The following is a 25,563-nucleotide window of genomic DNA, read 5'->3' on the forward strand; positions in this document are numbered from 1 at the left end:
GTCAGCTCTGGAGGTGGACGAAGACGGCGACGGGGTCCAGGCCGGCCGCCGCCAGGAGGTCGCCGAGGTCGCGCTCGGCCTGGGCGCCCTGCGCCGTGGGGCGGGGCGCGCCGTTCTGGAAGGTGGCGTGCGGCGTCGCCGGAGCGAGGATCCGGAAACTGCTCCACACCCTGCCCCGGCGTCGGACGAGGAGCGGCCGGCTCCAGGCCATGAAGCAGGGGACGCCGGTGCCCCGGCCGTGCGCGCGGACCAGTACGGGCCCCGGCCACAGGTCACCGGGCAGGCCGGCCAGGACCGTGACCGCCTTCGCGCACGCCGCCTGCGGGTTGCTGAACTCGCCCGTGAGCTCCCAGACTCCGGACTCGCGGCGCGCGCCCAGGTGGGCGGCGGCGAGCTCGCGCAGCGCCTCGGTCATCGGGTCCGGCACGGCGCGGGCCCGCTTGCCGAGGGCCTCCACGTCGGTCCCGGTCGCCACCGGGGCGCCCCGGCGGCCCGCCGGGAGGTAGAGGTCCGCCGCGTGCTCCGGCTCGGCGCGGGCGACCGCGCCCCGGCCGGTGCGCCAGGCCTCCGCCGCGACCGGCTCGGCCTCCGGGCCCTCGAACTCTCCGTGCAGCCCGAGGAGGGACACGCAGACGGCGATCAGCGCGTCGAGCCGCTGCCGCTGCGGCCCGGGCGGGTCCTCGTCCGCCGCGCCCAGGGCATGGAGGAGGTCCGCGGTGACGGTGCGCCAGGCGTAGTCGTCCTCGTCCCAGGCGCCGGCGGCGAGCAGCTGGAGGTGCAGGGCGGTGACCAGCAGGGTCGTCGGCGGTGACCAAGGACGATCCGGTTCCTCCGATGCCTCGGACGCCTCGGACGCCTCGGACGCCTCGGACGCGAGTCGCCGGGCCAGTCGGGCCATCCAGGCGCGGGCCTGCTCGCGGGCGCTGTCGGGCAGCGGCCCCTGCCCGGCCTCGGGGGCGGTCTCCTCGGCCCCGTACTCCCCCGCGTCTCCCTCCCCCTCGAACTCCTCGTCCTCGTCCGTCGTGACGTACTCCGAGAGCTGCCAGCGGCGCGGTGCGGGAATCCGCGGCAGTTCGGGGAGGTCCGCCGCGAGCGGGCCGTAGGCCACCTCGGTGAGCTCCGGTCCCAGCGTCCGGACGCACTCGGCCACCGTCGGGGCGGCCGTGCCGGACCCCGGCGTGCCCGGTGTCCCGGGGCCCGTCGCCGCGTCCGTGACGACGAGTTCGCGCAGCCGGGCGATGTCCTGCTCGAAGCGGCGCGCGGCGGCCGGGTCCTGGAACAGGTCGTCGACCGCGTAGCCGCCGGAGAGGCGGGGCACGGCGTCGGCCGCGCCGCGCGGTGCGCAGCCTTCGGCGTCGTAGAGGAAGGCCGCGGCGGATTCGGCGTACGTCCCGTCGGCCAGTCGGCAGCTCGCCCGTACGGCCGCTCCGGGGGCGGCGGTCCACGGGAAGGTGCCGGTGTTCCGGTCGGCCGGGATCGGGCCGACCGGCTGCCACGAGCCGGGCGCGCCGCCGTCCGTGGAGATCTCGACGGTGACCTCGACGCCGGCGGGGCGGCGGCCGAGGACGGCCTCCAGGAGGAGGCCGTGCTCGCGGACGCCGAGGAGGACGAGCGCCGGGGGCGCGTCGGTCGCGTCCCGGGGCGCCACGGTGGATCCGGTGAGTTCCGGGACGGGCCGGACGGTGCCCTCGTCGGGGAGCAGCGGGGCGGTGTCGTGGGCGATGACGGCGAGTTCGCAGTTGCGGGGGCGGGTCTCCGCCGGATCGCCGAGGGCGACGACCACCGCGCGGGCGAGGGCCGCCCGGGTCAGGTTGGGGCTGCCGGTGAGGGCGTGCCAGGTGTCGCCGACGCGCCATTCGACGAGCTTGCCGTGGCGCGTCCGGGTCTCGGCGAGCTCGCGCACCCGGGCGGCGGGGTGCCCGTCGAAGGCCTTGCGCACGCCGGCGGAGTCGTAGCTGGTCCAGCGGGGCTGGATGCCGAGGGTGATCTCGCCGGGGGTCAGCCGCTCGCGCAGGAGGCGCAGCAGCTCGCCCGAGGGGTCCACGAAGGGTGCGTACAGCCGGAGTTCGTCCACCGGTCCTTCGGGGAGCCGGCCGAGCAGGGGCGTGTGGAGGTTGTGCGCCAGCTCTACCTGGGGCCCTTCGGTGTCGGCGGGCGGGGCCTCGCAGTGCAGGACGGTCAGGAGCTCGGCGAGGTGGCGCAGGTGGTCCGCCCACCACGGGGTCATGGCGACCGCGTCCGGCAACTCCTGCAGCCAGTCGGCGAGGTCGGCGAGGAGCGGGTGGCTGGCGCCGTCGTCGGTGCTGACGACGGTCCACAGTTCGTCGTTGGTGCCCCAGCCGGACTGGGTGGGGTTGCCGGAGCCGATGGCGACGCGGCAGGCGTCGTCGCCGAGGAGCAGGGCGAGTTTGGGGTGGAAGGCGCCGTCGCAGGTGGCGACGCCGTGGAGGTAGCCGCGTCCGGCGAGGCGGACGTCGACGGCCTCGTGCAGGGCGTGTCCGGCGTCGCCGAGGACCGCGACGCGGGCGCCGAGGGCGCGGGCCCTCGGCACGGCGACGGCTTCGAGGAAGGGGAGGTCGGTGGTGTAGCCGAGGACGAGGAACTCCCGCAGGGGCCCCTTGCCCTGTTGCTCCCAGTCCCACAGGAGGGAGACGGGCGAGGCGAATCCGGTGTGTACCGCTGTGGTCATGGCGTCACGTCCAGGCTCGTGCGTGCGTGGTCCGTCAGGGTCGGGGCGCCGCCCCGGGCGGGGTCGGCGGCGAAGAGGCCGAGCTGCCGGGCGACCGAGGCGAGCTGGTGGACGCGGATGCCGATCTCCGCGCTCGACTCCTCGCCGAGCCTGACGTAGCGGTCGTTGCGCAGGTGCAGGCGGGAGAAGACCCGGTGGCGGCCGGTCCGGGGGTCGTGGCGGAGTTTGCGGAGCGCGACCCGCCGGGACTGGGCCAGCATGTCGTCGACGAGGCGGGCGCCCAGGTCGCGCACGGGCCGGTGGCCGTACTCGCGCAGCAGGCCGGCCATCCACCGGGGGTCGAGGAACTCCTGGCGGTCGCCGAGGAAGGCGCGCCGGGCGTGGGCGGCGAGCGGGTCGGCGGGGTGCGTGCCGTCCTCGGCCCGGTGGGCGCGGAGGCCGCCGGTGAGGAGGACGAGGACGTCCCGCCACGGCGCCGGCCGGTCCCGGTCGGCCATGAGCCGCCGCTCGACGGGGAGGGGGTGTCCGGAGCCGTCGTGGACGGGGCCGAGGGCGGCGAGTTCCCTGTCGACGGTGCCGTCGGGCAGGTGGTCGCAGAGCCAGGCGCGCAGGTCGGCGGCCGAGCGGTCCCGTCCGCCGTCCGGCTCGTCCTCGGCGCCGACTTCGGCCACGAGGTCGGCCCAGAGGCGGCGCCAGGCGGAGACGGAGTAGTGGCGCAGCAGCAGTCCCCGCCAGCGGGCGGCCTCGGGTATCGCGGAGAGGACGGGGTCCTCGGCGAGGAGCGGGCCGAAGGCGACGGTCTCGCGCAGGGCGCCGGTGTACGAGTCCCCGCCGTGCAGGGCGAGGGACCGGGCGAGCACCCGCAGCGTGGCCCGCCGGGTCCGGTCGGTGGCCCGCCAGGCGTCCGGCCGGTGCGTCCCTCCGGCGGTGGCGGTCAGCAGGCCTGCGAGCCAGTCCCGTTCGGCCTCGCAGGGTGCGCCGAGCGCGGCGGCCCCGGCCTCGGCGAGTTCGGCGGGGCGTGCCTCGGCCCGCCCCGCGCCGGCGACGGCGAGCAGGGGCTCGAAGAGCGCGCGGACCTCGGCGGGGCAGGCGTGCCGCCCGGGCCGGAGCCCGTCCCGGCCGGCCGTGACGACGCCGAGGATCTGGGCCGGTGCGGTGTACTGGGACCAGAAGCCCCAGGCGCGGGGCGAGTAGTCCCGCGCCGCCCGGTCCAGGTCGAGGCCGCCGTCGGCGAGGGCCGGCTGGACGCGGTCGTGGCCGTGGGGGAAGAGTCCGGCGGGGATGGCTCCGGGCGTGCGAACGATCTGGGCGGCGGCGAGGAGCGCCTCCGCGCGGCGCAGCAGGGTGCGGCACTCGTCGGCGCCGAGTCCGCGCCGCTCGGACTCGGCGGCGACGGCGGCGTAGAGGGTGTAGTAGCGGGCGTACTTGGTGACGCTGGAGACTCCGGGCACGAGCCGGTCCACCAGCCGCCAGACGGGTCCTTCGACGGACAGCGGGAACTTGGGGCTTCCGTATCCGAGTCCTTCCTCGGCCCACGCGGGGCCCACCGTCCGCACGTCCGTCCGCACGCGCGTTCCGTCGCCCGCTCCGCCACCCATCCGGTCGCCCTCCCCCTCGCCGTCCCCTCGGCCGCCGACGACGATACCGCCGCCCGCTGACGAGCGGGCGGCGGCGGGGGGTACGGCCGTGGTCAGAGCGCGCTGACGATGGCCTCCACCCGGTCCTTGGCGTCGCCGAAGAGCATGGCGGTGTTCTCGCGGAAGAACAGCGGGTTCTGGACGCCCGCGTAGCCGGAGGCCATCGAGCGCTTGAAGACGATGACCTGGCCGGCCTCCCAGACGGTGAGGACGGGCATGCCGGCGATGGGGCTGGAGGGGTCCTCCGCGCCCGCCGGGTTGACCGTGTCGTTGGCGCCGATGACGAGGACGACGTCGGTGTCGGAGAAGTCGTCGTTGATCTCGTCCATCTCCAGGACGACGTCGTACGGGACCTTGGCCTCGGCCAGCAGGACGTTCATGTGGCCGGGGAGCCGGCCGGCGACGGGGTGGATGCCGAAGCGGACCTCGACGCCCCGGGCGCGCAGCTTGGACGCGAGCTCCGCGACCGGGTACTGGGCCTGGGCGACGGCCATGCCGTAGCCGGGGGTGATGACGACGGAGCGGGCGGCGGCGAGGGCCTCGGCGGCGCCCTGGGCGGTGATCTCCTGGTGCTCGCCGTAGTCGACGTCCGAGCTCGACGGGGCCTCGATGCCGAAGCCGCCGGCGATCACGGAGAGGAACGACCGGTTCATCGCCTTGCACATGATGTAGCTGAGGTAGGCACCGGAGGAGCCGACGAGGGCGCCGGTGACGATCAGCAGGTCGTTGCCGAGCAGGAAGCCGGAGGCGGCGGCGGCCCAGCCGGAGTAGCTGTTGAGCATCGAGACGACGACCGGCATGTCGCCGCCGCCGATGGAGGCGACGAGGTGCCAGCCGAGGGCCAGGGCCACGGCGGTGGCGGCGACGAGCAGCCAGAGGTTGGGCTCGATGGTGAAGAGGATGGTGAGGACGAGGAAGACGGCGAGCGCGCCGAGGTTGAGTGCGTTCTTGCCGGGGAGCACGAGCGGCTTGGAGTTGATGCGGGCCGCGAGCTTGAGGTAGGCGACGACGGAGCCGGTGAAGGTGACGGCACCGATGAAGACGCCGATGAGGACCTCGGCGTGGTGGATGCCGAGGGTGCCGAGCGCGTCGAGGGCGGCGGCCTCGGAGCCGCCCGGGTGGTGCTCCACCTCCAGGTAGCCGTTCCAGCCGACGAGGACGGCGGCGAGGCCGACGAAGGAGTGCAGCAGGGCGATGAGTTCGGGCATGCCGGTCATCTCGACGCCGCGGGCGCGCCAGATGCCGATCAGCGCGCCGGCGGCCATGGCGACGGCGAGGAGCCCGGCGGCGCCGGCGGCGATGCCCCGGTCGGCGGCGAGCACGACGGTGGCGACGAGGGCGACGCCCATGCCGAGCATGCCGAAGGCGTTGCCGAGCCGCGCGGACTCGTGCTTGGAGAGTCCGGCGAGGGCCAGGATGAAGAGGACGGCGGCGATGAGGTAGGCCGCCTGCGCGGCGTGTGTGGCGGACATGGTCAGCTCCTGTTGAACATTCCGAGCATGCGACGCGTCACCGCGAAGCCGCCGAAGACGTTGATGCTCGCCAGCAGGATGGCTGCGGCGGAAAGCACGGTGACGACGGTGCCGCCGTGTCCGATCTGGAGCAGCGCGCCGACGACGATGATCCCGGAGATCGCGTTCGTGACGGACATCAGCGGGGTGTGCAGGGCGTGGTGGACGTGCCCGATCACGTAGTAGCCGATCACGATCGCCAGCACGAAGACGGTCACGTGCGACAGCAGAGCGGCGGGGGCGAAGCCGACCACGAGGAAGAGCGCGAGGGCCGAGACGGCGACGGCCGTGAAGCGGCGTCCGGGGCTCATCGGGGTCTTCACCGGCGAGACGGGGGCCGGCGCGGCGGCGGCGGCTGCCGCGGGGGCTGCCGAGACCTGGACCGGCGGTGGCGGCCAGGTGGTCTCGCCGTCGCGCACGATGGTGACGGAGCGCTGCACCTGGTCGTCCCAGTCGAGGACGAGCTCGCCGTCCTTGCCGGGCGTCATCAGCTTCAGGAGGTTGAGCAGGTTGGTGCCGTAGAGCTGGGAGGCCTGGGCGGGCAGACGGCCGGCGAGGTCGGTGTAGCCGAGGATGGTGACGCCGTTGTCGGTGACGACGCGCTTGCCGGCGACGGAGCCCTCGACGTTGCCGCCGTTGGAGGCGGCCATGTCGACGATGACCGAGCCGGGCTTCATCGTGGCGACCATCTCCGCGGTGATGAGCCGGGGCGCGGGGCGGCCCGGGATCAGCGCGGTGGTGATGACGATGTCGGCCTCGCGGGCCTGGGCGGCGTACAGGGCGGCCTCGCGGGCCTTGTAGTCGTCGCCCATCTCCTTGGCGTAGCCGGTCGCCGAGACCTCCGCCTCGGCCGACTCGATGGACAGGTACTCGCCGCCCATCGAGCGGACCTGGTCGGCGACTTCGGGGCGCGGGTCGGTGGCGCGGACGATCGCGCCGAGCGAGCCCGCGGTGCCGATGGCGGCCAGACCGGCGACACCCGCGCCGGCGACGAGGACCCGGGCCGGCGGCACCTTGCCCGCGGCGGTCACCTGGCCGGTGAAGAAGCGGCCGAACTCGTGGGCCGCCTCGACGACGGCGCGGTAGCCGGCGATGTTGGCCATTGACGACAGGACGTCCAGGGACTGGGCCCGGCTGATGCGGGGCACCGCGTCCATGGACAGGACGGTGAGGGGGCGCCGGGCCAGGTCCTCGACCGTCGTCGGGTCGACCGCGGGGGCGAACAGGGCGATGACGGTGGTCCCGGGGCGCGCCCGGTCGAGCCGTTCGGGCGGCGGGGCGTTCACCCCCAGGACGATGTCCGCCTCGATCGCCTTGCCGACGCTCGCGCCGGCCTCCTCGTACGCGGCGTCGGCGAATCCCGCCGCGGCGCCCGCGCCCGGGTCGACGACGACCTCGTATCCCAACCCGCGGATCTTCTCGACGGTGACGGGCGTCGCGGCCACCCGCCGCTCGCCGTCCCGGGCCTCCTTGAGGACTCCGACAATCACCACACCCCTCCGTTCGTCGCTGTCGGCCCCCACCTTGACTCCAGGAGGCGCCTGGGGGAAACAAGGCTCGCTCGGGTCTGGACAGAAGATCGAGGATCGGTCTGACGTATGTGCACGTTAGGGTGGGTCGGGCCGGGTCCGACCGGTCGACATTTCGAACGTGACGACCGACCAGGTGGTGTTCATGACCCTCTTCGACCTGCCCCTCGATCAGCTCCGCGAGTACCGCAGCGCGTCCGTCGAGCCGGCGGACTTCGACGCCTTCTGGGCCGAGACGCTCGGCGAGGCGCGGAAGCACGGGCTCGACGCCCGGTTCGAGCGGGTGGCGACGGGTCTCGCGACGGTGGAGACATACGACGTGACGTACTCCGGCTTCGACGGGCAGCCGGTCAAGGGCTGGTTCGTGATCCCCGCGGGGACGACCGGACCGCTGCCGGCCGTCGTGGAGTTCATCGGGTACGGCGGTGGGCGCGGGCTCGCGCACAGCCATCTGCTGTGGGCCTCGGCCGGGTTCGCGCACTTCGTGATGGACACCCGTGGCCAGGGCAGCGGGTGGGCGCCGGGCGACACCGCGGACCCGGTGGGCAGCGCGCCCGCCTTCCCCGGGTTCATGACGCGGGGCGTCGAGGACCCGGAGACGTACTACTACCGGCGGGTGTACACGGACGCGGTGCGCGCGGTGGAGGCGGCCAGGTCGCATCCGCTGGTGGACGCGGCGCGCACCGCGGTGACCGGGGTCAGCCAGGGCGGCGGCATCACCGTCGCCGTGTCGGGGCTCGTGCCGGACCTGGCGGCGGTGGCGCCCGACGTGCCGTTCCTGTGCGACTTCCCGCGCGCGACGACGGTCACGGACCGGACGCCGTACCGGGAGATCGGCAACTACCTGAAGACGCACCGGGGTCGGACGGAGCGGGTGCGGGAGACCCTCGCCTACTTCGACGGGGTACACTTCGCGGCCCGCGCGACGGCTCCGGCGCTGTTCTCCACCGCTCTGGAGGACCTGACGTGCCCGCCGTCGACGGTGTTCGCGGCGTTCAACGCGTACGGGCACGAGGACAAGGCGATCGAGGTCTACGACTTCAACGACCACGAGGGCGGCGGCGCGTTCCAGCAGGCGGCGCAGCTGGCCTGGCTGCCGGAGCGCCTCGGCGCCCGATAGGCGAATACCCTCCCCCTTGGTCTGGACCTGTCATGCGAGGGGCGTCAAGCTGACCGCATGGACTTGGAGTTGCGGCATCTGAAGACGGTCCGGGCGATCGCCGAGGCCGGCAGCCTCACGCGCGCGGCGACCGCCCTCGGACTGGCGCAGCCCGCGCTGAGCGCCCAGCTCAAACGGATCGAACGGGCCCTGGGCGGCGCCCTGTTCGTGCGCGGCCGGGACGGCGTGCGGGCCACCGCACTCGGCGATCTGGTCCTCGACCGGGCGCGGGTGGTGCTGCCCGCCGTCTGCGAACTCCAGGAGGAGGCCGTGCGGTTCGCCCGCGACGGCGCCGCCGGGCACCGGCTCGGCGGCACCCACGGCCCGCTGCTCGGCGGCCTGGTGGACCGGCTCGCGCGGGCGGAGCCGGACGCGCAGGTGACCACGTACACCTCCTGGTCGGAGCGGGAGGTCGCGCGCGCGGTGGCCGCCGGGCGGCTCGACTTCGCGCTCGTCGGGGTCTGCGGGGAGAGCTCCCCGCCGGAGGCGGGACGGCTGGCCTGGACGGAAGTGGCCCGCGACCCCGTGTACGTCATGCTGGCCACCGGTCATCCCTTCGCCGCCCGCCCGCAGGTCGCCCTCGCCGAACTGGCCGCCGCGGACTGGACGGACGTGCCCGGCGACGGCTGCTTCGGCGACTGCTTCGCCGCCGCGTGCGTGCGGGCCGGCTTCACCCCGGCCCGGGTGTACGAGACGGACACCGCCTCCTGCGTCCACCTGGTCCAGGTGGGCCGCGCCGTGGGTCTCTGCCGGGCGACCTTCCCCGCCACCCCCGGCATCGTCACCCGCCCCCTCACCGGCGCCCCCCTCGTCTGGCGCCACCTCCTCGGCTGGCACCCCGAGGGCCGCGCCGCCGCCCGCGCCGCCGCCGTCCTCGCCCACACCCGCGAGGCCCACGCGGAGGCCCTGACCCGCAGCGCGAGCCGCACGGAGGCGGCGGGGACCTGACGCCGACGGGCCGGCGCCTGCGGTCCCCCGGGCCATAACACCGGGGAGGGGGCGGAGCGGAGGGTGCCCGGGGCGCCGGGGTGGTTCCTACGGTTCTCGGCAGATCCCCCACCGAGAACCGAGGAGACTCCCCATGCTCCGACGACACGCCCGTGCGGCGTGTACCGCGCTGGCCGCCGCCGGAATGGTGCTGGCCGGGCTTCAGGCCGGGTCCGCCACCGCCGCGCAGCCCTCCCCCGGGACCGCGCCCGGCGCGCAGAGCGCCGCGCGGGCGCTCGGCGCCGCCGAGGCGCCGCCCGAGCTGCTCGCCGCGATGGGCCGCGACCTGGGCCTGACCCGGGCCCAGGCCGAGCGCCGGCTCGTCAACGAGGCCGAGGCGGGCGCCGCGGCCGCACGGCTCCGCGACCGGATCGGCGACTCCTTCGCCGGGGCGTGGGTCGAGGGGGCCGAGTCCGGCTCCCTGACCGTGGCCACCACGCGCGCCGCCGACCTCGACGCGATCCGGGCGGCCGGGGCGACGGCCCGGCTCGTCCGGCACGACCTGTCGTCGCTGGAGCGGGCGAAGGCCGCCCTCGACCGGGCCGCGGACGCCGACGCGCCGGTGCGGTACGTGGACGTGCGCGCCAACGCGCTGGTCGTCGAGGAGGTCCGGCCCGGCGCCGGGGCGCGCCTCGCGGCGGCCACCGGGGTGTCGCGGGAGCTGGTGCGGGTGGAGCGGAGCGCCGAGGCACCGCGCCCGCTGTACGACCTCCGGGGCGGCGACGCGTACTACATGGGCGGCGGCGGGCGCTGCTCGGTCGGCTTCCCGGTGACCCGGGGCACCACCCAGGGCTTCGCGACGGCCGGGCACTGCGGCCGGGCCGGCCAGACCACCAGCGGCTACAACCAGGTCGCCCAGGGCAGCTTCCAGGCCTCGGTCTTCCCCGGCAACGACATGGCGTGGGTCGCGGCCAACAGCAGCTGGACCGCGACCCCGTACGTGAAGGGCGCGGGCGGCGCGAACGTCCAGGTGACCGGCTCCGTGCTGCAGCCCGTGGGCGCCTCCGTCTGCCGCTCGGGCTCGACCACCGGCTGGCACTGCGGCACCATCCAGCAGCACAACACGAGCGTGACGTACCCGGAGGGCACGATCTCCGGCGTGACCCGGACGACGGTGTGCGCCGAGCCCGGCGACTCGGGCGGCTCGTACATCTCCGGCAGCCAGGCGCAGGGCGTCACCTCGGGCGGTTCCGGCAACTGCTCCAGTGGCGGCACCACGTACTTCCAGCCGCTGAACCCGATCCTGTCGAACTACGGCCTGACCCTGAAGACCACCGGCACCGACCCGGGCCCCGGCCCCGGCGAGCCGGAGCCGGGCGGCACGTGGAAGGCGGGCACGGTGTACGCGGCCGGCGCCACGGTCACCTACGGCGGTTCCACCTACCGCTGCCTCCAGGGCCACCAGGCGCAGGCCGGCTGGGAGCCGCCGAACGTCCCGGCGCTCTGGCAGCGGGTCTGACCCCGACCGCCCTCCACGACGGCGCCACCCGCCCCCGCCGGGCGGGTGGCGCTCCGGCATCCGGCGGGCCGCGGCCGGGCGCGGCGGCTCAGGAGGAACGGCCCTCCAGGGCCGCCGCGTAGGCGTCGTCGGGGTCGAGGTGGCGCAGCTCCTCGGCGATCAGCTCGGCGGTCGAGCGGACCTTGAGCGCCATGACGCGGCTGGGCTGGCCGGGGATGGCGAGCCGGGCGACCGGGCCCTCGGGGCGGTCGATCCGGACCTCGCCGTTCGGGGTGCCCATGCGGACGGCGGTGACGACCGGGCCCTCGGAGACGATCCGGTCGACCGGGACGCCGAGCCGGACCTCGAACCAGCGGGCCAGCAGCTCCGCGCTGGGGTTGGCCTCCTCGGCCTCCACCGCCGCCGAGACGACGTCCGTACCGGCCTGGTCGAGGGCGGCGGCCAGCATGGAGCGCCAGGGGGTGAGCCGGGTCCAGGCCAGGTCGGTGTCGCCGGGGGCGTAGGAGGCGGCCCGCGCAGCCAGCGCGCCCAGCGGGTCCTCGACCGCGTACGCGTCGGTGATCCGCCGCTGGGCGAGGGCGCCGAGCGGGTCCTTGGAGGGGACCGCCGGGGCGTCGACCGGCCACCAGACGACGACGGGCGCGTCGGGCAGCAGCAGCGGCAGCACCACCGAGTCGGCGCGGGCGCCGAGTTCGCCGTGGAGGCGGAGCAGCACCGTCTCGCCCGAACCGGCGTCGGTGCCGAGCCGGACCTCGGCGTCGAGCCGGGTCACGTTCCGCTCGCGGGGGGAGAGCGCCCGGCGGCGGATGACGACGAGGGTGCGCGAAGGGTGCTCCTTCGACGCGTCGTTGGCCGCCTTCACCGCGTCGTAGGCGTGCTCCTCGTCGGTGACGATCACCAGGGTGAGGACGACGCCGACGGCCGGGGTGCCGACGGCTCTCCGGCCTTCCAGGATCGCCTTGTTGATCGCGCTGGAGTTGGTGTCCGTGAGATCGATCTTCATTGCCCGGGGTCCGTCCCTTCCTCTGCGGCGAGCCTAACGCCCCGCGCGGGGTTCAGTGGTCGTCGCCCGGCCCCTCGCCGCCGCCGGCTTCGGCGGCTTCGGCGGCCGCCCTGGCCTGGGCGCGGCGGCCGACGACGGCCGCGGCGGCGACCGCGGAGCCGAGGAACGCGGTGGCCACCACCCAGGGGCGGTCGAGGACGTGGCAGGTGGCGTGGTCCAGGGAGTAGCGGCCGGCGCCGGTGATGCCGATGGCGGCGGCGGTGAAGCCGAGGAAGGCGGGGTACTCGTAGCCGCCCGCCTGGGCGAAGAAGCCGGCCGGGGCGTGCACGGCGACGGCGCCCGCCATCGCCCCGGCGGCGGCCGCCCCGGCGGCGGGGGTGGCCAGGCCGAGGGCGAGCAGGGCGCCGCCGCCGGCCTCGCCGAGACCGGCGGCGATGGCGGACTCGCGGGCCGGATGGAAGCCCATGGCGGCCATCCCCTGGGCGGTGCCCTCGATCCCCCCGCCGCCGAACCAGCCGAAGAGCTTCTGGGTGCCGTGCGCGGCGAGCACGGCGCCGGTGCCGACCCTCAGCACGAGCAGCCCGAGGTCGCGTCGGTTCATGGGGTTCTCCAGGTGCGGGAGGGGTCGCGTACGCCTCCACTGTCGGCGCGCCCCCCGTCCACCGCCGCCCGGAACGACGTCTGATACTCCACATGAGTCATGTTTTGCGGCGTTTGCCCCGTGTTGCTTGACTGGGGTGGCCGTCGCCGTCCCGGCCGTCCGGGAGCGGCCCGAGGGAAGTGGGTACGCATGACCGCCGAGTCCACCGACACCGCCGCGCTGCGGGAGCGCGTGCGGGCCCTGATGCCGCGCGCCGAGGAGGATCTGACCGCCCTGGTCGCGATGCGCTCCGTGGCCGACCCCCGGCAGTTCCCGCCCGAGGAGTGCGCCGAGGCCGCGGACTTCCTGGTGCGGGCCTTCACCGAGGCGGGGTTGAGCGACATGCGGCGGGTCACCACGCCGGACGGCACGGACGCGGTGGTGGGGCACGGGCGGGGCCCGGAGGGCGCGCCGACCGTCCTCCTCTACTGCCACTACGACGTGCAGCCGCCCCTCGACGAGGCCGCCTGGGAGACCCCGCCGTTCGAACTGACGGCCCGCGACGGCCGCTGGTACGGGCGCGGCGCCGCCGACTGCAAGGGCAACATCGCCATGCACCTCACCGCGCTGCGGGCGCTCGGCGGCCCGGACGGCGCGGGCTTCCCGGTCAACCTCAAGTTCGTGGCGGAGGGTTCGGAGGAGCAGGGCACCGCCGGCCTGGAGCAGCTGGTGCCTTTGCAGCCCGAACTCTTCGACGCGGACGCCCTGTTGATCTGCGACACCGGCAACTTCGCGCTCGGGCTTCCCACCACGACGACCTCGCTGCGCGGGCTGGCCAACGTGGTGGTGACGGTCTCCACGCTCAAGGGCGAGATGCACTCGGGCATGTTCGGCGGACCCGCGCCGGACGCGCTGGCCGCGCTCGTGCGGATGCTCGACAGCCTGCGCGACGAGCACGGCAACACGGCGATCCACGGGCTGGCGGGCGACGGGCTGTGGGACGGCGTGTCCTATCCGGCCGAGCAGTTCCGCGCCGACGCCGGGGTCCTGGACGGGGTGCAGCTGGTGGGCACCGGGGCGGTCGCCGACGAGCTGTGGGCACGGCCCGCGGTCACCGTCCTCGGCATCGACTGCCCGCCGGTGGTCGGCTCCTCCGCCGCCGTGCAGGCGAAGGTGCGGGCCCGGGTCAGCCTGCGGGTCCCGCCGGGGGCCGACGCCGAGGAGGCCCGCAAGGCGCTCACGGACCACCTGGTGGCGGCGGCGCCCTGGGGCGCGCGGGTCGAGGTCGAGGCGGAGGGCACCGGACAGCCGTTCCGGGCCCGCACCGACGGACCCGCCTACACGGCGCTCGGCACGGCGCTGCGCGAGGCGTACGGGAAGGCCATGGTGCAGTCGGGGCAGGGCGGTTCGATCCCGCTGTGCAACGTGCTGGCGGACCGCTTCCCGTCGGCGGAGATCGCGCTGATCGGCGTGGAGGAGCCGGGCTGCCTCATCCACGCCCCGAACGAGAGCGTCGACCCGACGGAGATCGAGCGGATGGCGCTGGCGGAGGCGCTCTTCCTCCGCTCCTACGCCGAGGCGTTCGCGCGCTCGGCCGGCGCGTGAGAAAGGGGTTGCCATGACGCAGACGCATGAACGGCCGCACGGCGGCCGCAGCGGGAACGATCTGCCGCAGGGGCCGCTGGCGATGCTCGCCGGCGCGGCCTGGCAGGCCCTGCTGCTCGCCGGTGTGGTGGCGCTCGTCCTCGGGGTGCTCGTGCTGGTGTGGCCGGGCGCCTCGCTGGTGGCGGCCGGGGTGCTCTTCGGCCTGTACCTGCTCTTCAGCGGTGTGATGCAGCTGATCGCCGCCTTCGGCACGCACGCCACGACCTCGCTGCGCGTGCTGGCCTTCATCAGCGGCGCCCTGTCGATCCTGCTCGGCCTGTTCTGCTTCCGGGGCGCGACGCAGTCGATCCTGCTGCTCGCGCTGTGGATCGGCATCGGCTGGCTCTTCCGCGGCATCACGCAGACGGTGGCGGCGGCGTCCGACCCGGCGATGCCGGCCCGCGGCTGGCAGGTCTTCCTCGGGATCGTGAGCGCCGTCGCCGGGGTGGTGCTGATCGTGTCGCCGCTGGAGTCGGTCGCGGTGCTGACCCTGCTCGGCGGGATCTGGCTGATCGCGGTCGGCGCGGCGGAGATCGTCACCGCGTTCCAGATCCGTTCGCGGGCCAAACGACTGCCGCCGGGCGCCTGATCCGTCCCGGCTGGTCCGGCTCGTCCGGTCCGTTCTCCGCCGGCCCTTCCGGTCCGCCGCCGGCCCGATCTCCGGGCGGGCGGCGGACCGGCGTGTTCCGTGCGCTAGATTTTGCCGGTCCTCGACCGTCGATCGCTCGCGATCACCACTCTCCGGAGCCGGCTTCCCATGACCGACATCGTCAACGGCCTCGGCCGCGCCACCGCCTACGGCGCCCTCGGCGTGGTCCTGCTGATCCTCGGCATCGTCCTGGTGGACATCCTGACCCCCGGCAAGCTGGGCCGGCAGATATGGGAGGACCGCAACCGCAACGCGGCCATCCTGCTCAGCTCCGCCCTGCTCGGCATCGGCGGGATCGTCTTCACCTCCATCTGGACCACCTACGACAACTTCGGCAAGGGCCTGGTCTCCACCGCCGCCTTCGGCCTCCTCGGCCTGGTGATGATGGCGATCGCCTTCCTCGTGGTGGACCTGGTGACGCCCGGCAAGCTGGGCGCCACGCTGGTGGACCCGGAGCCGCACCCGGCGGTCTGGGTGACCGCGTCCTGCAACATCGCCGTCTCCGCGATCGTCTCCGCCTCGATCGCCTGACGCGCCGCGCCCCCGAGCGCGTCCCCCTTCCCGGCCCGGTGCCCGTCCGCTCAGGACGGGGCCGGGCCGGGGGCCGTCGCGGCCGGTTCCACCTCCAGGAAGCGGCGGCCGCGCGGGCCCTTGTAGAGGAGGGCCTCCCAGCCGAGCCGGGCGAGGGCCTCGGCGCACTCCGTCAGGGCGCCGGCCTCCTGCCCCGCGGCGCCGGAGCCCGGCGGCCCCAGCCACTCGACGACGGCGGTGGCCGGCCGCTCCCCCGCCCTCACCCGGTAGCCGGCCGCCGTCCTGGCCCCGCCGCCGTCCACCGCCGACGGCACGAGCCCGCCGGCCTCCAGGGCCAGCGCCACGGCCCGTACCGGCTGCCGCCGCTCCCACTCGGCGGGGACGGCTCCCCCGGCGCCGTCCCGGCCCGCGGTCAGGCGCCGGATCTGACGGAGTCCGTCGAGCGCGGACCTGACCTCGCGGGAGCGCTGCTCGGGGTCGCCGGCGAACGGCGGCCCGTCGCCCGTCGCCGCCTCGAAGGCGCCCTTCCCGCCCGGGTCCGGGCTCACAGCAGCCGCCGGATCTCGCCGCGCACCCGGTAGAAGCCGCCGGCCGCCGGATGCAGCGCCTCGACGACGTACCGGGCGCCGGGCTCGCGGATGGCGCGCGGGAACTGCACGTTCCACGACGGCTCGTAGCCGTGGCTGACCACCCGGACGCGGCTCCGGCCGCCCTCGCGGACGCACTCGACGACGATCGAGCCGCTCGGCGCCTCGCTCACGGAGACGACGGTGGCGACGGCGGAGGCGGTGGTCGCCGGGGTGTAGGTGGGCAGCGCGGCCGCCAGCTTGACGTCCCGTACGACGGGGACGCTGCCCTGCTGGGCGGCGGCGATCGCCGCCTCGCTCGCGTCCACGCAGACGAGCGAGCCGTCGGTGGTCACCAGGTAGAGCCGCTCGTCGCGGTACTGCATGGAGAGCGCGGAGCCGCCGCCGGTGGAGAGCTTCCACAGCCGGGTGCCGTCCTCGGCGAAGCAGTAGACGGAGGAGGCCGAGTCGCCGGCGAAGACGAACCGGCCGCCGGGCGAGGTGGCGCAGGAGTACACGCTCGCGTCGCAGGCGTAGACGGCCTCGACGCGGCCGTCGGCCTTGGCGAGCCGCTGCACCTTGCGGTGGCCGGTGCCCGCGTAGACGGAGCCGGTCTCCTGCCAGCCGAAGAGGACCGCGCCGTCGGTGGCGGTCCGCCACAGCTCACCGGTGCCGTCCGCCGCGTAGGCGGTGACGCCGCTGGTGTCGCCGTAGTAGACGGCACGGCTGTCCGCCCGGACCATCCAGGCGAACTCGCCGCGGCCGGAGCGGGACCACTGGTGCTCGTCCTCGTGGTCGATGACGGTGAGCCGGCCCGAGCGGTCGGCGACGTCGAGGACGCCCTCGTGGATGTCGAGCCAGAAGATGTCGACGTCGGCGCCGATCTCGTAGGCGGCGAAGGGCAGCTTGGAGGAGAGGTCGTAGACCTTGCCGTCGTCGCAGCCCGCGTAGATCCAGAAGTCGTCGGCGACCAGGCACTTCACGCCGTCGGGCAGGCCGAAGCGGGCCAGCACCTCACCGCCGTGGTCCAGCGTGAAGACGTCCCCCGCCTGATTGCCGACCCAGATCCGCTCCTCGTCGACGTGGATGCCGAAGGCGGCGGATCCGGTCCGGAAGCGCCAGAGGACGGGCGCGACGGCGCGGGCCGTGGAGGGCGCCGAGCCGACCTCCCGGCGGGTGACGGCACGGGCGGCGCGCTGACCGGGGACGGCGGGGGCGTATCCCTTGCGGACCTTCTCGCCGATCTTCTTGGCCGCGGCGGCCCGGGCCTTGTCGGCGGTGGCGAAGGTGGAGCGCTGGGTCTGGCCGGACGCGCCGATCCGGCCGTAGCGGACCGACACCTCCAGGCCGTCGACGGTCACTTCGTAGAACTTGTGGGCACCGCCGCCGTCCTGCGACAGCTCCAGATAGGTCGTCGTCGTCATGATCCGAACGGTAGGGGCTGCCACTGACAACGGCTCCCCGTCCGTCCGTGAAGCTCTGGCCGAGGGACCTTCGTCCCAGGCATTCGGGACCTTTGTCGCGGCAATTCGGACATACGCCGCTGTGACGATGGAGGACGAAGATCATCCGACGTGCCGTCACCTCCCGTGCGGCCGGAAGGGCCTCATGACCGAGCAACCCCCACGGGCCCTGCCCGTCCGCGTGCGGCGACACTCGAACGGCATCGCCGGCATCGCCATGGACGACCTCTTCCGGTCGGAACCCGCCTCCGGCCACCCCCTCGCCGACGCCGACGCTCTCCCGCGCCGCCACCCGCCCGCCGACGCCGGCCTGGTCGAACGCCCCGGCCCCGCCGCCCCCGGCTGGCTCGCCGTCCTCACCGGGACGGCCGCCCTGGGCAGCGCCGCCGCCCTGCTGTGGCGCGCCCGGCCGCTGCCCCCCGCGCACCCGCTCCCCTGGCAGTGGGCGGCGCTGGCCGGGCTCGGCGGCCTCGCCGTCGTCTGCTTCGGCGGCCTCGCCCGCGGCCGCACCGGATCCGCCTGGGTCCTCTCCCTGTTCGGCCGCTACCGGGGCAGCGTGCGCCGCACCGGACTCACCTGGATCAGCCCCTTCGTGCTGCGCCGCCGGGTCGACGTGCGGCTGCGGCACTGGCGCAGCGAGCCCATCGCGGCCGTGGACGCGGAGGGTTCGGCGCTGCGGGTGGTGGTGCTCGTGGTGTGGTCGGTGCGGGACACGGCTCGGGCGCTGTACGCCGTCGACGACCACCTCGGCTATCTGCGGGAGCAGGTGGAGGCGGCCACCGCGCGCGTGCTCTCCCAGCTGCCCGCCGACGCCTTCCAGGGCGGGGCGCCGACGCTGCGGAACGCGGAGGCGGTCGGCGACGCGCTGACCCGGCTGCTCGCCGCCGAGTGCCGCGCGGTCGGCGTCACCGTCTTCTCGGCGCAGCCGACCCGGATCGAGTACGCCCCCGAGGTGGCCGCCGCGATGCACCGCCGGCGACTGGCGGTCCTGGACGCCCGCCACCGGGAGTCCGTGCTGACGGGCGTGATCGACGCCGTCGACGACACGGTGACCCGGCTGACCTCGCGCGGCCTGGTCGAACTCGACGACTTCGAACGCCAGGCGCTGGTCAAGGACCTGACCGTCGCCTTCTACACCCGGCGCGGAGACCTGCCCCGGCAGCAGCACGAGGAGTGAGGGCATGAAGACGGAACGCACCCCCGACGCCGTGGGTGTCCCCGACGCCGTGGGTGTCCCCGACGCCCTGCGGGCGCCCTCGTTCGCCGAGGAGACGCCCGAGGACTGCGCCTGCGCCGGCTGCGCGGCGGGGGAGCTCGCGGCCCGGCTCGGGGCCGCGAGGGCGGCGCACTCCGTGACGTCCCTGCACGGGGTGCGCCGCGCCGTGGTGACGGCGGCCGGGCTGGTCGCGCTGACGGCCTCCGGCACGGCCACGGCAGCCGCCGAACCGGCGCCGGCGCACGCCGGCTGGGACGGCTCGCGCTACTGGTTCCGCAACGCGGCCGGCGAGTGGCGCTGGACGAGCCACCAGGAGGTCTACCGGCAGCGCGCGGGCGCGGCCGCCGCCCCCGCCGCCGCCCGCCCGGCGCGGGAGCCGGTCTTCCGGGGCCGGCAGGGCTGGGACGCCCGGGACCGGGTGTACTGGTTCCGCTCGGACGGGCACTGGTACTGGACCTCCCACCGCTGGAAGTACGAGCAGCGCACCGGCCGGGTCCCCGCGCGCCCGGCGCCGCCCGCCCCGCCCTCGCGACCCGCGCCGGGCGGCGGGACGGCGGCGCGCGGCTGGACGACGCCGGTGGAGTCGTACGTCTTCACCGGCGTCTACGGGGAGCGCGGCACCTGGTCGCGCGGCTACCACACGGGCCAGGACTTCGCGGTGCCGGGCGGGACGCCGGTGCGGGCGGTCGGGCCGGGGCGGGTGGTGCGGGCCGGGTACGCGGGCGCGTACGGCTACGAGGTGGTGATCCGTCACCCGGACGGCCGCTACACGCAGTACGCCCACCTCTCCCGTGCCGACGTCTCCGCCGGGCAGAGCGTGTCGGGCGGGCAGCGGATCGCGCGCTCGGGGGCGACGGGCCGGGTGACCGGTCCGCACCTGCACTTCGAGGTGCGGACCGGCCCCTCCTTCGGCTCGGACGTGAACCCGCTGGCGTACCTGCGCGGGCACGGCGTCCGGATCTGAGGCCCGCGCGCCTCAAGCCCGCGCCGGGGCCGCCGACCTGGGGTTCTCCGTGACCGTGACGCGGCCCTTGCGGAGGGTCGCGAGGCGAGGGGCGCGGCGGGCGAGGGTGCTGTCGTGGGTGACCATGACGAACGTCAGCCCGTGTTCCTCCCAGAGCCCTTCGAGGAGATCGGCGATCTCGTCGCGGGTGGACTCGTCGAGATTGCCGGTGGGTTCGTCGGCGAGCAGCACCCGGGGCCGCTTGACCAGCGCGCGGGCGATGGCGACGCGCTGCTGCTGGCCGCCGGACAGTTCGGACGGCAGATGGGCGAGGCGCTCGCAGAGGCCGACCGACTCCAGCGCCTCGGCGGCCCGGCGGCGGCGCTCGGCGGTCTTGACCCCGAGCGGGACCAGGGCGGTCTCCACGTTCTCCTGGGCGGTGAGCGTGGGGATGAGGTTGAAGCTCTGGAAGACGAAGCCGATGTACCGGCTGCGCACGGCCGTGAGCCGGCTCTCGGAGAGCTTGCCGAGATCGGTGCCGTCGAGGAGGACGCTGCCGGCGGTGGGGCGGTCGAGTCCGCCGAGCATCTGGAGGAGGGTGGACTTGCCGCCGCCGGTGGGGCCCTGGACGACCAGGCGGTCTCCCTGGGCGATGGTCAGGTCGACGCCGGCGAGGGCGTCGACTCTCGTCTGGCCGCGCCGGTACTGCTTGGTGACGCCGGTGAGTTCGTACATGGAGGGGACTCCTGGGGTTCGGAAACGGTCGGGGTGGCTACTCGACGCGGCGCAGCGCGTCGGCGGGGCGCAGCCGGGAGGCGCGCCAGGCGCCGAAGGCTCCGGCGACGAGGCCGCCGACGAGGGCGAGGAGCACGGCGAGGCCGACGGTGGTGAGGCTGACGGGGGCGGTGAGCGCGATGTCGACGCTGCGGCCCGCGGCGGTGCGGGTCATGCCGGGGCCGCCGGCGCCGCCGCCTCCGAAGACCATGCCACCGCCACCGCCGCGACCGGCGAACCCGCCCGCGCTCGCGCCGAGTTCGGCGGTGAGCGTGGGGCTGACGGCGGTGACCGCGTACGCGCCGGCGAGACCGACGGCGATGCCGAGGGCGCCGCCGATGACGCCGTGGACGAGGGCCTCGCCGACCACCTGGCGGGTGACCCGGCCGCTCTTCCAGCCGAGCGCCTTGAGCGTGCCGAACTCGCGGACGCGGCGGCTGACGGCGGAGGAGGTGAGGAGGCCCGCGACGAGGACGGCGGCGAGGAGGACGGCGTACGAGAGCCACCGGCCGACGTCGGAGGCGAGACCGGCGGCGGTGTCGAGGGAGCCGGACACGGTCTGGGCGAGGTCGGCGGAGGTGGTGACCGTGGTGCCGGAGACGTTCTTCTGGATCGCGGCCTTGACGGCGTCGATCTTCGTCGAGTCGGTGGCCTTGACGTAGACCGTGGTGACCTTGCCGGCCGAACCGGAGAGGGTCTGCGCCCGCTTGAGCGGGAGGTAGACCTGGGCGGCGGACTGGCCGCTGTCGGCGGTGGCGATGCCGATGATCGCGAACTTCACGCCCTTGACGGTGAGTTCGCCGCCGACGGCGAGGTCCTGCTGCTGGGCGTAGGCGCTGTCGACCACGACGACGGCGGCGTCGGTCTCGGTGGTCTCGAACGTGCGGCCCTCGGTGACGGTGGAGGTGGTGAGGGGGCCGAGGTCGGGGGTGGTGACGTCGGTGCCGTAGAGGGTGAAGGAGTCGACGTCGAAGGCGGCGCCGCCACCGGTGACGGTGTCGCCGGGACCGCCGCCGGTCCCGCCCTGGCCCTGGGGCTGCCCCTGCCCCTGGCCCTGGCCCTGCCCCTCGCCGCGCTGGATCCGGCCGCGCCGGAACTCGCCGTCGATCTTCAGGTTGACGAGGCTGAGGCCGCCGACCGCGCGGTCGACTCCCGCCTGCTTCGCGACGGTGGCGACGGTGGAGTCGGCGAGGGTCTGGAAGCCCTGGACCATGAGCCGGTCGCTGCTCTGCTCCTCGCCGTCCTCGCCGCCCTGGAACTCGAACCGGGGCCGGGCGGGCTGCGCACCCTCGGCGGGCCGCTCCTGAGCCTTCGTCACCGTCAGGTCCGTGCCGAGCCCGTAGAGGGATTCGAGGACCTTGCCCTGGGCCTGCTTCATGCCGGCGGAGACCGAGGTGACGACGATCACCAGCGCGATGCCGAGCGCGAGCCCGGAGGCGACGACGAGCGCCGCCTTTCTGCGGCGGCGCAGTTCGCGCCGGAGGTAGGTGAAGAACATGGGCGCGAAGGTAGGAGCGCCGCGTGAGGCCGGGATAAGGCCCGCGTGAGAGCGGGATGAGACCTCTGGACAAGCCCCGCCCCGAAACTTACCCTCCAGTACACCTATTCAATTCGTTGAGTATTCGTGGATGCCGTGGAGGCCCCGTGCACCCCTTCCGTACCGCCGTCGAGAACCGCGACGAGGCCGCCGTCGAGGCGCTGCTCGCCGAGGACGTCGTCTTCACCAGCCCGGTCGCCTTCAAGCCGTACGCCGGGAAGGCGATCACCGCGGCGATCCTCCGCGGGGTCCTGCGCGTCTTCGAGGACTTCGCCTATGTCCGCGAGATCGCGAATCCGGACGGGCGCGACCACGCCTTCGTCTTCACCGCGACCGTCGACGGCAAGCGGATCCAGGGCTGCGACTTCCTGCACTTCGACGAGGACGGGCTGATCGACGACTTCACCGTCATGGTCCGCCCGCTCTCCGCCGCCCAGGCCCTCGCCGCCGCGATGGGCGCGCAGTTCGACCGGATCGCCCGGGAGGCGGCGGAGGCCTGAGCGGAGGGGCGGCGGCGGAGGCCTGAGCGGACGGGCGGGCGTCAGGCCAGCTTCTTCAGGACCTCGGCCGCGAGGGCGGTGGAGGAGGCGGGGTTCTGACCGGTGACGAGGTTGCCGTCGACGACGACGTGCGGGGCCCACGGCTCACCGGCGTCGACGTCGACGCCGGCCTCGCGCAGCCGGGTCTCCAGGAGCCACTCCGCCCGCTCGGCGAGACCGGCCTGGATCTCCTCGGCGTCGGTGAACGCGGCGACGCGGCGGCCGGCGAAGGCGTTGGCGCCGTCCTCGCCCACGGCGGCGAGGAGCGCGGCCGCGCCGTGGCAGACGACGGCGAGCGGCTTGCCGGAGTCGAGGACGTCGATCAGCAGCCGGCCGGAGTCGGCGTCCACGGCGAGGTCCTCCATGGGGCCGTGGCCGCCGGGGTAGAGGACGGCGTCGTACTCGGCGAGGTCGACGTCCTCCAGGCGGAGCGGCTTCCGCAGCGCCGCGAAGGCGTCGAGGGCCGCGGCGACGCGGTCGGCGCCCTCGGGGCCGCCGTTGGCCTCGGGGGCGAGGCTGCCCCGGTCGACGGTGGGGACGACGCCGCCGGGGGTGGCGACGACGACCTCGTGCCCGGCCGCGGTGAACGCCTCGTACGGCGCGGCGGCCTCCTCGGCCCAGAAGCCGGTCGGGTGCTTCGTACCGTCGGCGAGGGTCCAGTGGTCGGCACCGGTCAGCACGAAAAGGATCTTCGACATGGGTCTGCGGGCCTCTCGATCGTGGGAGCGGACCGGCCCGTGCCCTTCCGGGGGCCGCCGGGCCGGCGATGGTTCGACCGTAGGCGCCACGACCCATGGGAATCCAATAGGCTCGGACATGTGGACGATAGGAATTCCGATGGCTCGCGGGGAGCGTCGGCGGGCGCCCCGGGGCCGGACGGCGGACCCGGGCCCGGGACGGGGCCCTGGATGGGGCCCGGCGCAGGGAGTGGCGCGGGGCCCGGCGCGGGGAGCGGCGGGTTGCCCGATCTGCATCAGCTGCGGACCTTCCTCGCCGTGTACCGGGCGGGGGCCTTCACCGCGGGGGCGCGGGTCCTGGGGCTGTCGCAGCCGACGGTGACCACGCAGATCAGGGCGCTGGAGGGGCGGCTCGGGCGGGAGCTGTTCGAGCGGGGGCCGCGCGGGGTGACGGCGACGCCGTTCGCGGACGACCTCGCGGCCCGGATCACGGGCCCGCTGGACGCGCTGGGCGCCGCCGCCGGCGCGGCGCTCGGCTCGCCCGGCGAGGAGGGGCCGGCCGAGCCGGTCCACCTGGCGGGCCCCGCGGAGTTCCTCGCGCAGAGCGTGCTGCCGACGCTCGCGCCGCTGGTGGAGCGCGGGGTGCGGCTGCGCGTCTCCTTCGGCCTCACCGACGGGCTGCTCGACGAGCTGCGGGCCGGACGGCACGACCTGGTGGTGGCGACGGTACGGCCCCGGGGCCGCAGCCTCGCCTGGCTGCCGCTCTCCGACGAGGAGTTCGTCCTCGTCGGCGCGCCGGTGTGGGCGGAGCGGCTCGGCGACCGGATCGCCGCGGAGGGGCCCGCCGCGCTGCACGGCGTCCCGCTCGTCGCGTACGCCGAGGACCTGCCGATCCTGCGCCGCTACTGGCGCCACGTCTTCGGCCGGCGCCTGACCGCCGTGCCCGCGGTCACCGTCCCGGACCTGCGGGCGGTGCGGGCGGCGGTGGCGGGCGGCGCCGGGGTGAGCGTGCTGCCCCGCTACCTGTGCGCGGCGGAGCTGGCCTCGGGCGCCCTCGTACCGCTCCACCTGCCGGAGGACCCGCCGATCAACACCGGATTCCTGGTGCACCGGCCGGGCCCGCCGGCCCACCCGCACGTGGCCCTGGTCCGGGACCATCTGATCCGGCACGAGCGGGCGCCCGGCGGACAGGCGGCCGGCGGATAGGCGGGTGACGGATAGGCAGGGGGGCGGACAGGCGGCCGGTGGATAGGCGGGGGCGGCGGCGGGTGGCGGGTGGCGTGGTCAGTAGGTGACGGTGATCCGCCGGGCGGGGCCGTCGACGCGGACCGTGCCGCCGTACGGGATCACCACCTGCGGGTCGGTGTGCCCGAGGTCCACGTCGAGGACGGCCATGGTGTCGGGGGCGTACGCGTCGAGCGCGCGCAGCACGGCGGCGCGCTGGGCCTCCCGGTAGGCGGCCCGGGCGGCGGCGTCGTTCGGCGACTCGAAGGACCAGGCGCGGGCCCGGCCCATGAGGAGGGCGGAGAAGCGGGCGAGCAGGCCGCGCTCCCCCATGGCCCGCAGGATCCGGAAGACCTCGTCGGCGGAGGGCAGCTGCTCGGAGGTCTCCAGGAACAGCACCCCGCCCTCGTACGCCGCCGGCTCCGCGATCTCCCCGCCGGCCATGAGGAGCTGCGAGACGATCTCCAGGCAGCCGCCCCAGGAGCGGCCCTCGACGACCCGCTGGGCGCGGTGCCAGTGCCAGGGGCCGGCCGGCTCCATGACGGGCGCGGAGTCGAAGGTACCCGGATCCTCCCAGGGCCGTTCGACGTCGTTGGTGTCGGTCGGGGCGGGGAGTTCGTACGGTCCGGAGCCGAAGAGCGCGGCCCGGACGGAGGCGTCGGTGACGGGGTGGACGGCGCCGGGCCGGCCGAACTGGGTCATCACCGAAGCCCCGTGGTAGCCGACCACCCCGAGGTTCCACAGCCGCATCAGGAGGTTGGTGTTGTCGCTGAAGCCGAAGAACGGCTTGGGGTGCGCGCGGATCAACTCGTCGTCGAGGTACGGCAGGACGGTGATCTGGTCGTCGCCGCCGATGCTGGCGACGATCGCCGCGACCGCCGGGTCGGCGAAGGCCGCGTGCAGATCCGCGGCCCGGTCCTGGGGTGACGCGCCGAGCTTGCGCGTGGTCGGGTACTCGACGGGCACGAGCCCGTACTCCTCGGACAGCCGCCGCACGCCGAGGTCGAAGGGGAGCGGCAGCACTTCGGGCAGCCCGGCGGCGGGCGACAGCACGGCGATCCGGTCCCCGGGACGCGGCTTGGGCGGGATGACGATCTGCGACATCCCCGCACCCTAGCCGTGCCCCGCCCGGACCCGCCCGGCCATTTCCGCCGGCACGCGCGCGTGGGCCGAGCGGGGCACGCGCGCGTGGGCCGAGCGGCGTGGGCCGCTCGGGGGTGGGCTCAGGGGATGTGGGCCGATCAGG

General features: G+C 75.2%; 22 protein-coding genes. 10 read left to right on the forward strand and 12 right to left on the reverse strand.

What is annotated here, in order from left to right:
- Position 1: 1 nt before the first annotated feature.
- The 4 genes from AB0E19_RS04075 to AB0E19_RS04090 all read right to left on the reverse strand — a co-directional run bounded on the left by AB0E19_RS04075 (position 2) and on the right by AB0E19_RS04090 (position 7,327).
- Positions 2–2,689 carry a hypothetical protein gene (locus tag AB0E19_RS04075; protein ID WP_362172867.1) on the reverse strand — a complete coding sequence of 896 codons (2,688 nt, stop codon included), beginning with the start codon at positions 2,687–2,689 and terminating at the stop codon, positions 2–4.
- A complete protein-coding gene (locus AB0E19_RS04080; RefSeq protein WP_362172870.1) occupies positions 2,686–4,257 on the reverse strand; it encodes a hypothetical protein in 1,572 nt (523 codons plus the stop codon). Before AB0E19_RS04080 ends, AB0E19_RS04075 begins: the two co-directional genes overlap by 4 nt.
- A gap of 122 nt (positions 4,258–4,379) precedes the next feature.
- Positions 4,380–5,798 carry a Re/Si-specific NAD(P)(+) transhydrogenase subunit beta gene (gene pntB, locus AB0E19_RS04085; RefSeq protein WP_362172873.1) on the reverse strand — a complete coding sequence of 473 codons (1,419 nt, stop codon included), beginning with the start codon at positions 5,796–5,798 and terminating at the stop codon, positions 4,380–4,382.
- A gap of 2 nt (positions 5,799–5,800) precedes the next feature.
- Positions 5,801–7,327 carry a Re/Si-specific NAD(P)(+) transhydrogenase subunit alpha gene (locus AB0E19_RS04090; RefSeq protein WP_362173772.1) on the reverse strand — a complete coding sequence of 509 codons (1,527 nt, stop codon included), beginning with the start codon at positions 7,325–7,327 and terminating at the stop codon, positions 5,801–5,803.
- A gap of 184 nt (positions 7,328–7,511) precedes the next feature.
- Here AB0E19_RS04090 and AB0E19_RS04095 point away from each other — a divergent pair, with 184 nt between their 5' ends.
- The 3 genes from AB0E19_RS04095 to AB0E19_RS04105 all read left to right on the forward strand — a co-directional run bounded on the left by AB0E19_RS04095 (position 7,512) and on the right by AB0E19_RS04105 (position 10,971).
- Positions 7,512–8,486 (forward strand): acetylxylan esterase, encoded by a 975-nt coding sequence (locus tag AB0E19_RS04095; protein ID WP_362173775.1) that lies wholly within the window; start codon positions 7,512–7,514, stop codon positions 8,484–8,486.
- Between the two features lie 57 nt (positions 8,487–8,543).
- Positions 8,544–9,473: a LysR family transcriptional regulator gene (locus AB0E19_RS04100; RefSeq protein ID WP_362172876.1), complete on the forward strand. Its 930-nt coding sequence runs from the start codon at positions 8,544–8,546 to the stop codon at positions 9,471–9,473.
- 133 nt (positions 9,474–9,606) lie between these two features.
- A complete protein-coding gene (locus AB0E19_RS04105) occupies positions 9,607–10,971 on the forward strand; it encodes a carbohydrate-binding protein (protein WP_362172879.1) in 1,365 nt (454 codons plus the stop codon).
- Between the two features lie 88 nt (positions 10,972–11,059).
- On the opposite strand, the gene opcA is transcribed toward AB0E19_RS04105, so the two are convergent.
- Both opcA and AB0E19_RS04115 read right to left on the reverse strand, forming a co-directional pair.
- Entirely contained in the window at positions 11,060–11,974 is a 915-nt protein-coding gene (opcA, locus tag AB0E19_RS04110; RefSeq protein ID WP_360607072.1) for a glucose-6-phosphate dehydrogenase assembly protein OpcA, read from the reverse strand.
- Between the two features lie 52 nt (positions 11,975–12,026).
- On the reverse strand, positions 12,027–12,575 hold the full coding sequence (locus tag AB0E19_RS04115) for a DoxX family protein (protein WP_362172883.1): 549 nt from the start codon (positions 12,573–12,575) through the stop codon (positions 12,027–12,029).
- A 189-nt stretch (positions 12,576–12,764) separates the two neighbouring features.
- Here AB0E19_RS04115 and AB0E19_RS04120 point away from each other — a divergent pair, with 189 nt between their 5' ends.
- The 3 genes from AB0E19_RS04120 to AB0E19_RS04130 all read left to right on the forward strand — a co-directional run bounded on the left by AB0E19_RS04120 (position 12,765) and on the right by AB0E19_RS04130 (position 15,378).
- A complete protein-coding gene (locus AB0E19_RS04120; protein WP_362172886.1) occupies positions 12,765–14,159 on the forward strand; it encodes a dipeptidase in 1,395 nt (464 codons plus the stop codon).
- A 13-nt stretch (positions 14,160–14,172) separates the two neighbouring features.
- Positions 14,173–14,787, forward strand: a complete 615-nt coding sequence (locus AB0E19_RS04125; protein ID WP_362172889.1) for an HdeD family acid-resistance protein — start codon at positions 14,173–14,175, stop codon at positions 14,785–14,787.
- Positions 14,788–14,955: 168 nt separating this feature from the next.
- A complete protein-coding gene (locus AB0E19_RS04130) occupies positions 14,956–15,378 on the forward strand; it encodes a DUF350 domain-containing protein (RefSeq protein WP_362172892.1) in 423 nt (140 codons plus the stop codon).
- A 50-nt stretch (positions 15,379–15,428) separates the two neighbouring features.
- Here AB0E19_RS04130 and AB0E19_RS04135 read toward each other — a convergent pair whose 3' ends face one another.
- Together AB0E19_RS04135 and AB0E19_RS04140 are read right to left on the reverse strand one after the other, a co-directional pair.
- The gene (locus tag AB0E19_RS04135; RefSeq protein WP_362172895.1) at positions 15,429–15,926 is read right to left on the reverse strand and encodes a hypothetical protein; all 498 of its coding nucleotides are present in this window, start codon (positions 15,924–15,926) and stop codon (positions 15,429–15,431) included.
- Positions 15,923–17,368 carry a WGR domain-containing protein gene (locus AB0E19_RS04140; protein ID WP_362172898.1) on the reverse strand — a complete coding sequence of 482 codons (1,446 nt, stop codon included), beginning with the start codon at positions 17,366–17,368 and terminating at the stop codon, positions 15,923–15,925. Before AB0E19_RS04140 ends, AB0E19_RS04135 begins: the two co-directional genes overlap by 4 nt.
- 184 nt (positions 17,369–17,552) lie before the next feature.
- Between AB0E19_RS04140 and AB0E19_RS04145 the strand changes: the two genes are divergently transcribed.
- A complete protein-coding gene (locus tag AB0E19_RS04145) occupies positions 17,553–18,584 on the forward strand; it encodes an SPFH domain-containing protein (RefSeq protein ID WP_362172901.1) in 1,032 nt (343 codons plus the stop codon).
- Between the two features lie 4 nt (positions 18,585–18,588).
- Entirely contained in the window at positions 18,589–19,587 is a 999-nt protein-coding gene (locus AB0E19_RS04150; protein ID WP_362172903.1) for a M23 family metallopeptidase, read from the forward strand.
- A gap of 12 nt (positions 19,588–19,599) precedes the next feature.
- Here AB0E19_RS04150 and AB0E19_RS04155 read toward each other — a convergent pair whose 3' ends face one another.
- Together AB0E19_RS04155 and AB0E19_RS04160 are read right to left on the reverse strand one after the other, a co-directional pair.
- Complete coding sequence (locus tag AB0E19_RS04155; RefSeq protein ID WP_362172905.1) at positions 19,600–20,301, reverse strand: ABC transporter ATP-binding protein; 702 nt, start codon at positions 20,299–20,301, stop codon at positions 19,600–19,602.
- Positions 20,302–20,338: 37 nt separating this feature from the next.
- On the reverse strand, positions 20,339–21,838 hold the full coding sequence (locus AB0E19_RS04160) for an ABC transporter permease (RefSeq protein WP_362172909.1): 1,500 nt from the start codon (positions 21,836–21,838) through the stop codon (positions 20,339–20,341).
- A 146-nt stretch (positions 21,839–21,984) separates the two neighbouring features.
- Here AB0E19_RS04160 and AB0E19_RS04165 point away from each other — a divergent pair, with 146 nt between their 5' ends.
- Complete coding sequence (locus AB0E19_RS04165) at positions 21,985–22,377, forward strand: nuclear transport factor 2 family protein (RefSeq protein WP_360607095.1); 393 nt, start codon at positions 21,985–21,987, stop codon at positions 22,375–22,377.
- 41 nt (positions 22,378–22,418) lie between these two features.
- Here AB0E19_RS04165 and AB0E19_RS04170 read toward each other — a convergent pair whose 3' ends face one another.
- Positions 22,419–23,114: a type 1 glutamine amidotransferase domain-containing protein gene (locus AB0E19_RS04170; RefSeq protein WP_362172913.1), complete on the reverse strand. Its 696-nt coding sequence runs from the start codon at positions 23,112–23,114 to the stop codon at positions 22,419–22,421.
- A gap of 210 nt (positions 23,115–23,324) precedes the next feature.
- On the opposite strand from AB0E19_RS04170, the gene AB0E19_RS04175 reads away from it, so the two are divergent.
- On the forward strand, positions 23,325–24,299 hold the full coding sequence (locus tag AB0E19_RS04175) for a LysR family transcriptional regulator (protein ID WP_362172916.1): 975 nt from the start codon (positions 23,325–23,327) through the stop codon (positions 24,297–24,299).
- 78 nt (positions 24,300–24,377) lie between these two features.
- Here AB0E19_RS04175 and AB0E19_RS04180 read toward each other — a convergent pair whose 3' ends face one another.
- Positions 24,378–25,421 carry a S66 peptidase family protein gene (locus AB0E19_RS04180; RefSeq protein WP_362172919.1) on the reverse strand — a complete coding sequence of 348 codons (1,044 nt, stop codon included), beginning with the start codon at positions 25,419–25,421 and terminating at the stop codon, positions 24,378–24,380.
- Positions 25,422–25,563 lie beyond the last annotated feature (142 nt).

It is taken from the genome of Streptomyces sp. NPDC047974, assembly GCF_040653375.1.
Lineage (GTDB): Bacteria > Actinomycetota > Actinomycetes > Streptomycetales > Streptomycetaceae > Streptomyces.

Excerpts from the sequence above, each read along its gene's own strand:
- AB0E19_RS04100 (WP_362172876.1), top strand. The coding sequence starts at position 8,544 with ATGGACTTGGAGTTGCGGCATCTGAAGACGGTCCGGGCGATCGCCGAG.
- opcA (WP_360607072.1), bottom strand. The coding sequence starts at position 11,974 with ATGAAGATCGATCTCACGGACACCAACTCCAGCGCGATCAACAAGGCG.
- AB0E19_RS04130 (WP_362172892.1), top strand. The coding sequence starts at position 14,956 with ATGACCGACATCGTCAACGGCCTCGGCCGCGCCACCGCCTACGGCGCC.
- AB0E19_RS04115 (WP_362172883.1), bottom strand. The coding sequence starts at position 12,575 with ATGAACCGACGCGACCTCGGGCTGCTCGTGCTGAGGGTCGGCACCGGC.
- AB0E19_RS04095 (WP_362173775.1), top strand. The coding sequence starts at position 7,512 with ATGACCCTCTTCGACCTGCCCCTCGATCAGCTCCGCGAGTACCGCAGC.
- AB0E19_RS04140 (WP_362172898.1), bottom strand. The coding sequence starts at position 17,368 with ATGACGACGACGACCTATCTGGAGCTGTCGCAGGACGGCGGCGGTGCC.
- AB0E19_RS04175 (WP_362172916.1), top strand. The coding sequence starts at position 23,325 with ATGGGGCCCGGCGCAGGGAGTGGCGCGGGGCCCGGCGCGGGGAGCGGC.
- AB0E19_RS04105 (WP_362172879.1), top strand. The coding sequence starts at position 9,607 with ATGCTCCGACGACACGCCCGTGCGGCGTGTACCGCGCTGGCCGCCGCC.
- AB0E19_RS04170 (WP_362172913.1), bottom strand. The coding sequence starts at position 23,114 with ATGTCGAAGATCCTTTTCGTGCTGACCGGTGCCGACCACTGGACCCTC.
- AB0E19_RS04075 (WP_362172867.1), bottom strand. The coding sequence starts at position 2,689 with ATGACCACAGCGGTACACACCGGATTCGCCTCGCCCGTCTCCCTCCTG.
- pntB (WP_362172873.1), bottom strand. The coding sequence starts at position 5,798 with ATGTCCGCCACACACGCCGCGCAGGCGGCCTACCTCATCGCCGCCGTC.
- AB0E19_RS04160 (WP_362172909.1), bottom strand. The coding sequence starts at position 21,838 with ATGTTCTTCACCTACCTCCGGCGCGAACTGCGCCGCCGCAGAAAGGCG.
- AB0E19_RS04145 (WP_362172901.1), top strand. The coding sequence starts at position 17,553 with ATGACCGAGCAACCCCCACGGGCCCTGCCCGTCCGCGTGCGGCGACAC.
- AB0E19_RS04125 (WP_362172889.1), top strand. The coding sequence starts at position 14,173 with ATGACGCAGACGCATGAACGGCCGCACGGCGGCCGCAGCGGGAACGAT.
- AB0E19_RS04120 (WP_362172886.1), top strand. The coding sequence starts at position 12,765 with ATGACCGCCGAGTCCACCGACACCGCCGCGCTGCGGGAGCGCGTGCGG.
- AB0E19_RS04150 (WP_362172903.1), top strand. The coding sequence starts at position 18,589 with ATGAAGACGGAACGCACCCCCGACGCCGTGGGTGTCCCCGACGCCGTG.
- AB0E19_RS04155 (WP_362172905.1), bottom strand. The coding sequence starts at position 20,301 with ATGTACGAACTCACCGGCGTCACCAAGCAGTACCGGCGCGGCCAGACG.
- AB0E19_RS04180 (WP_362172919.1), bottom strand. The coding sequence starts at position 25,421 with ATGTCGCAGATCGTCATCCCGCCCAAGCCGCGTCCCGGGGACCGGATC.